The sequence below is a fragment of the Plasticicumulans sp. genome (genome assembly GCF_035331805.1).
Taxonomy (GTDB): Bacteria; Pseudomonadota; Gammaproteobacteria; order Competibacterales; family Competibacteraceae; genus Plasticicumulans.
Genome location: NZ_DAOLKE010000235.1, coordinates 1 through 5643, shown reverse-complemented (window position 1 = coordinate 5643; position 5643 = coordinate 1). Strand labels below are relative to the sequence as shown.

The 5643-nt window shown below is 72.6% G+C and carries 5 protein-coding genes; 4 read left to right on the top strand and 1 reads right to left on the bottom strand.

Annotated elements, in window-relative coordinates:
• Positions 1–400, bottom strand: a 400-nt coding sequence (locus PKE44_RS14160) for a sulfite exporter TauE/SafE family protein (protein WP_324552291.1), incomplete at its 3' end; no start/stop codon positions are given.
• A 233-nt stretch (positions 401–633) separates the two neighbouring features.
• On the opposite strand from PKE44_RS14160, the gene PKE44_RS14155 reads away from it, so the two are divergent.
• The 4 genes from PKE44_RS14155 to PKE44_RS14140 form a co-directional block, all read left to right on the top strand.
• Positions 634–1539, top strand: a complete 906-nt coding sequence (locus PKE44_RS14155) for a LysR family transcriptional regulator (RefSeq protein WP_324552289.1) — start codon at positions 634–636, stop codon at positions 1537–1539.
• Positions 1540–1602: 63 nt separating this feature from the next.
• On the top strand, positions 1603–2022 hold the full coding sequence (locus PKE44_RS14150; RefSeq protein WP_324552288.1) for a cupin domain-containing protein: 420 nt from the start codon (positions 1603–1605) through the stop codon (positions 2020–2022).
• A 252-nt stretch (positions 2023–2274) separates the two neighbouring features.
• Positions 2275–5286 carry a PAS domain S-box protein gene (locus PKE44_RS14145; RefSeq protein ID WP_324552286.1) on the top strand — a complete coding sequence of 1004 codons (3012 nt, stop codon included), beginning with the start codon at positions 2275–2277 and terminating at the stop codon, positions 5284–5286.
• A partial coding sequence (locus tag PKE44_RS14140; RefSeq protein WP_324552283.1) for a hypothetical protein occupies positions 5279–5643 on the top strand: 365 nt, incomplete at its 3' end. The genes PKE44_RS14145 and PKE44_RS14140, both read left to right, overlap by 8 nt.

Here is a 5643-nt window from a genome sequence, read left to right as displayed (position 1 = left end):
GTGCCGCCGTGGCCGGCGGCGCGCGGCGCAGCCCGCGCAGCAGCCAGCCGGCCAGCACGATCAGGAAGCCTGCGAACATCAGGCGCAGCGTCACCGCCGGCAGGCCGGTGGCGAGGTGTGCGGCGAACTCGCTGCCGGCGATCGCCGTCAGCCCGAGCAGCAGCGCCGGTCGCCAGGCGATGCCGTGTCGCGCCCGGTAGCGCCAGAAGCCGATCACGACATTCGGCAGCACCATCACCAGCGCCGTGCCCTGCGCGTGCAACTGGTCGAGCCCGCAGGCGAGTCCGAGCACCGGGATCGCGATCAGGCCGCCGCCGATACCGAACAGACCGCCGAGCCAGCCGAGTGCGACACCGAGTGCGAGCGCGGGCAGCAGAAAGTCCGTATGCAGAATCGGCATGTTCGTCTCCGGACGGGCAAGCGAGGAGTGCAAGCCAGCGCAAGCAGCGCTACCGGGCCTGACCCCTGAATTCTCGCTGGATACGCGGATTTGCAGCCAATGCCGATCGCGCAGGTGGCCATGCCGAAAAAACATGGCCTTGTCACTACGACGTTTGCCGTATGCCAATGTCGCACTGCAATAAGGCAGTCTGCACACAGGAATTCACTGGTGCGTCAGGAGTACATAAGCCCATGGAACTCGCCTGGCTTGAAGATTTTCTCGCCGTCATCGACTGCGGCAGCTTCTCGCGTGCCGCCGACAGCCGGCACGTCACGCAGCCGGCCTTCAGCCGCCGCATCCGCTCGCTGGAGGACTGGATCGGCACGCCGCTGTTCGAGCGCAGCAGCCACGGCGCGGCGCTGACCGCAGCCGGCGAACGCTTCCGGCCCTCGGCCGAGGCTGCGCTGCGCAAGCTGCTGCACGGGCGCGAGGATGCCATCGCCGCCGCCGACAGCGGCCTGCCGCTGCTGCGCTTCGCGAGCACGCATGCGCTGGCGCTGGACTTCTTCCCGCAGTGGCTGCGCAAGGTCGAAGCCCGCAGCCCCGTCGATGCCTCGATCCGGCTGATCGCCGACACGATGCACGCCTGCGAGCAGTTGCTGCTGCGCGGCGAGGCGCAGTTCCTGCTCTGCCACGGCCACGCCGGGGTCAGCGGCCGCCTCGACAACGGCGATTACCGCTCGATCACGGTCGGTAACGATGTGCTGCTGCCGGTGAGCGCTCCGCGTGCAGCCAACGATCCGCGCCCGCGCTTCGAGCTGCCCGGCTCGCCGGACGAACCGCTGCCGCTGCTGGCACCGACCGAAGCCTCGGGCCTGAGCCGGGCGCTCGCCGCCGCGCAGGCGCAGCTCGCGCCGGCGCAGGTGCGACCGGCCTTCACCGCGCATCTGGCGACGGTGCTGGCGGCGATGGCGCGCGACGGGCGCGGCCTGACCTGGGTGCCGCAGCGCCTGGTCGCCGACGATCTCGCGGCCGGCCGGCTGGTGCACGCCGGCGATGCGTCCTGGACCATTCCGATGTCGATCCGGCTCTACCGGCCGCGCAACCTCACCGGTGCCGCCGCCACGCGGCTGTGGGCCGCCGCCGGCGGCGACTGAGGCAGCCGCGCGCACCGGCAGCGGCTACGCTCGCGGTCGATGTCCGCGCCGGAGGCCGCCACCATGACCGAAACCGCATCCACGAGCGCCGGCGACCGTGCCGCCGTCGTCACCGTCCGGCCCGAGGCCGAAGTCCTGACCCGCCAGCGCCTGCCGTATTTCGTCGGCATCTGCGCGGCCACCGCCGGCGCCCGCGGCCTGGCGATGCATCTGGTGGTGATCCCGCCGGGCGCGGCTTCCGAGCCGCATCTGCATCGCGGCTACGAGACGGCGATCTACATTCTCGAAGGCCGCGTCGAGACCCGCTACGGCCGGCGGCTCGAACACCGGGTCGTCAACGTCGCCGGCGACTTCGTCTACATCCCCGCCGACCTGCCGCACCAGGCCGTCAATCTGAGCGCCACCGAACCCGCCCGGGCACTGGTGGCCCGCAACGACGCAGCCGACCGCGAACACGTGGATCCCTGGCAAGCGCCTGTCTGACCAAGGCGTCATGTTCACGGCGTTCCCTCGCTGCGCCGGACTGTGGTAAACGGGCTTCCCGCCCTGGCTGCGTCGCCTCATGCCAGCTCCGCATTCCGGCCCGGTCCGCTGCTGCAGACGCTTCCGCACCCCGACCGTGCCAGCTCCCGACCGGCCTCGCCGCCGCCCCGAGAATCCGTGGCCCTCATGACCGATCCCCTCACGTCCGTACCGGCTGACGCTCCCCCGTCACCGATGCCGACGGGGTTGCGGATGCTGCTGACCGGTCTCGGCTGTTTCGCGGCGGCCGTGATCTGCATCCTGCTGTCGCGCGGCAGCAGCCCGCTCGCCACGATCTGGCTGCCGAACGCCATCCTGCTCGCCGTCGCGCTGCGGGCACCGTACCGGCAGATCTGGCCGGTGGTGATCACCGGAGCCGCCGCCGGCCTGTGTGCGAACCTGGCCACCGACGTCTCGCCCGGTCTGGCCGCCGGCTATGCGTTCGCGAATCTGGTCAGCGTGCTGGTGCCGCTGCTCGCGCTGCGCCCGGCCGATTCGCAGCCCTTCCTGCTGACCGAGCGCCCGACAAGCGCCGTGCGGCTGATCCTCGTGGTCGCCACCGGCACGATGCTGTCGGCGCTCGTCGGCGGCGCGCTGCTGGCGACCGTGCACGCACGGCCGCTGCCGGCCTCGATCGGCAACTGGCTGACCAGTGACCTGACCGGCATGGTCGCGGTGCTGCCGCTCGGGCTGCGCGCCAGCCTGCGCGAGTCGCACTACTGGTTCGCGGCCGGGCGGCGCACCGAGATCCTCCTGCTGTACGGGCTGACCATCGCCGGCACCTTCGCCAGCCTGCAGCTCAGCCCGTTCCCGTTCGTGACCATCGAACTTCCGCTGCTGCTCGCCTCGTTCCGGCTCGGCCTCGGCGGCACGGCGCTGCTGTGTGCCTGCGAGAGCCTGCTGTTCGCCGCCCTGCTGTCGGTACTGCCTCCGGTCCCGATGCAGATGGCCCTGCAGACCTACGGGCCGGGCATCAATGCGCTGGCGCAGTTTGCACCGCTCGCCGTCGCCTGGCTGCTGGAATGCCGCTCTGCCGACATGGGCCGGCTGCGCGCCAGCGAGGAGCGCCTGCGCAGCGCGATGCGCGATTCGGCGATCGGCATGGCGCTGATCGATCTCGAAGGCCGCTTCGTCGCCGTGAACCCGGCGCTCTGCGCGCTCGGCGGCCACGAGGCGCAGGCCCTGCTCGGCCATCACTTCGCCGACTTCATCCACGGCCCGGACCGCTACGTGGCGCAGGAGCTCGCGCGGCAGCTCGCCGAAGGCACGATCGGCTCGACCCGCTACGAGCTGCGCGGCCTGCGCGCCGACGGCTCGCTGCACTGGCTGCGCGTGGTCGCCTCGTGCATGCGCGACGGCCAGCAGCGCCCGACCGGCTTCATCGCCCAGATCGAGGACATCGACGCCCAGCGTCAGGCCGAGCGCGCACGCACCGAGCAGGCCGCGCTGATCGAGCGCGCGCACGACGCGATCATCGGCCGCGATGCCGAGGGCCGGGTCACGCACTGGAACCGCGGTGCCGAGCGTCTGTATGGCTGGAGCGCGGCCGAGATGACCGGCCAGCCGCTGCACGAGCGCCTGGACACGCACAACGCCGTCAGCGGCGCGGCCGATGAGCCGGAGCGCACCGCGCTCGATTACTGGGAAGGCACGCTGCTGCAGCGTCACCGCGACGGTCACGCGCTGACGATCGAGAGCCGCCGCGTGCTGCTGCGCGGCCCCGACGGCCGGCTGTCGGCGACGCTGGAGATCAACCGCGACGTGAGCACGCTGCGCGAGGCCGTGCATCTGCACGCGCAGTTCGTGGCGCTGGTGGCGCGCGAGCTGCGCGCGCCGCTGACCACGATCGGCGGCACGCTCGACCTGATCGCCAGCGGCGCGCTCGGCACGGTCTCCGGCGAGGCGCAGGATCTCATCGACATCGCCCGCCGCCACGATGCCCGGCTGATGCGCATCGTCGCCGACATCCAGGACGCCGAACGCATCGCCGCCGGCGACGTGCCGCTGGCCCCGCAGACGATCGCGCTCGCTGCACTGCTCGGACAGCTCCGCGACGAATACGCCGCGGCCGCGGCCGCGGCCGGGATCAGGATCGACATCGACGCCGCCGGCGAACTCAGCGTCAACGCCGACCCCGAGCGGCTGACGCAGGTGCTCGGCCATCTGCTCGACAACGCGCTGCGCCATGCCCCGGCCGGCAGCGCAGTGACGCTGCGCGCGCTGAAACTGCCGGGCCGGCGCGCCGGCATCGAAGTCTGCGACCGCGGTGCCGGCGTCCCGGCCGAACTGCGCCCGCGGCTGTTCCACCGCTTCCTGCAGGGACCGGTCGAGACCGGCCGGCCCGCCGGCGGCGCCGGTCTCGGCCTGTACATCGCCCGCGAGCTGACCGAGCGCCAGGGCGGCACGATCAACTACGAGACCGGCCCCGAGGGCACCTGCCTGCACCTCGAACTGCCGCTGGCCGTGGTCACGAGCACGCACAGCGAGCGCCCGCACGTGCTCGTGGTCGAGGATGACGCGCTCGCGGCCTCGGCCTTCGTCGCCGAGCTGAGCCGCGACGGCTACATCGCCGAGGTCGCCGGCAGCGTGCGCGCCGCGCGCGAGAAACTCGCCGTCGGCCGCTACGCGCTGGTCACCGTCGACATGCTGCTGCCCGACGGCATGGGCGAGGAAGTCATCCGCGCGATGCGCGAGGACCCGCGCCACGTCGCCGTGCCGGTCATGGTCGTCTCGGCGCTGCCGCAGGGCTCGCTGGAAGCCGTGGCGCTGCCGGTCGCCGACTGGCTGCCGAAGCCGGTGCGGCCCGAGCGCCTGCAGGCAGCGATCGCCGCGCGCGGCGTGCACGCCGAGCGCGCGCAGGTGCTGCACGTCGAGGACGATCCCGGCATGCGCGAATACGTGCGCCGCCTGCTCGGCCCGCGCGTGAAGCTCTTCGATGCCGAAACCCTGTCCGAAGCCGAGCACCTGGCCGCGACGCTGCCGTTCGATCTGGCGATCCTCGACCTGCTGCTGCCCGATGGCTACGGCCTCGCCGTGGCGCCGAAGCTGCACACCGCCGGCGGCGAGCCGACGCCGGTGCTGGTGTTCTCGGCCGGCGAACCCGACCCCGCCCAGTGGCAGGCGATCGCCGGCACCCTGAGCAAGGCGAGCGCCACCGGCAAGGACCTGCTGCGCACGGTCGGCTCGCTGCTCGGGCGCGACCGCGAGGGACCGCCCCATGAATGATCCTGCCGCCGCCGGCACGCTGCGCCTGCTGTACATCGACGACGACCCCGAACAGCGCCTGCTCGTGCGCCTCGCGCTCGAACGGCTCGGCGGCTGGCAGATCACGCTGGCCGGCAGCGCCGATGCGCAACTGCCGGCGCTCGCGCAGCGCACCGGCGCCGGCTGCGTGCTGCTCGCGACGGCACCCGACCCGGCAGCGACCGAAGCCGTGCTGGCCCTGCTGCGGGCCGATGAGCGCAGCGCGGCGCTGCCGGTGGTGATCCTCGCCGTGCTGGCACCGCCGGCGGCCGCCGCGCGCTGGCGCTCGCTCGGTGCGCTGGAGGCGATCACCGGACCGCTGGTGCCGAGCGCGCTGCC